Raw genomic sequence first — 495 nt, 5'->3', positions numbered from 1 at the left:
GGGGGTATCTTCCGTGCTAATTCGTAAAATTAGAAGGAAGCGCACTTATATGTTTCTCTCCTTCGTCGAGAAACAGTGCGCTCCTGCAGAGGGCTGAAACCGTGGCAACCTATCACCTCAGCGTTAAATTTGGTGGCAAGGGGCAGGCTGCAAACCACGCCGATTACATCGAGCGCAAAGAGAAATACCGCGACCGTCAGGATTTGGAATATTCCGCACACGGAAACATGCCGGAATGGGCCAGGGATAATCCTTCCCATTTCTGGCAGGCGGCTGACCAGTTTGAACGTGCGAACGGTTCGACCTATAGGGAACTTGAAATGGCATTACCCCGTGAACTGACACCGGAACAGCGCCTTGAACTGGTGCAGGATTTTGTACGTCAGGAAGCTGGCGAACGGCACGCCTGGAGTTTTGCCATTCAAAATCCGAAAGCGAGCATTGACGGCGGCGAACAGCCTCATGCGCATATCATGATGAGTCAGCGTGTGAATG

Annotated in this window: 1 protein-coding gene; it reads left to right on the top strand. The window is 52.3% G+C overall.

Annotation, left to right across the window (positions count from 1 at the left end; genetic code table 11):
- Positions 1–101: 101 nt before the first annotated feature.
- Positions 102–495, top strand: a 394-nt coding sequence (locus tag GVL50_RS28480) for a MobA/MobL family protein (protein ID WP_159815850.1), incomplete at its 3' end; no start/stop codon positions are given.

Origin of the sequence: Pseudomonas sp. 18058 (genome assembly GCF_902706155.1) — a bacterium.
In the GTDB taxonomy this organism is placed as follows: Bacteria; Pseudomonadota; Gammaproteobacteria; order Pseudomonadales; family Pseudomonadaceae; genus Aquipseudomonas; species Aquipseudomonas rustica.
The sequence above is the reverse complement of the archived record's forward strand: the minus strand, read 5'-3'. Positions and strand labels throughout refer to the sequence as shown.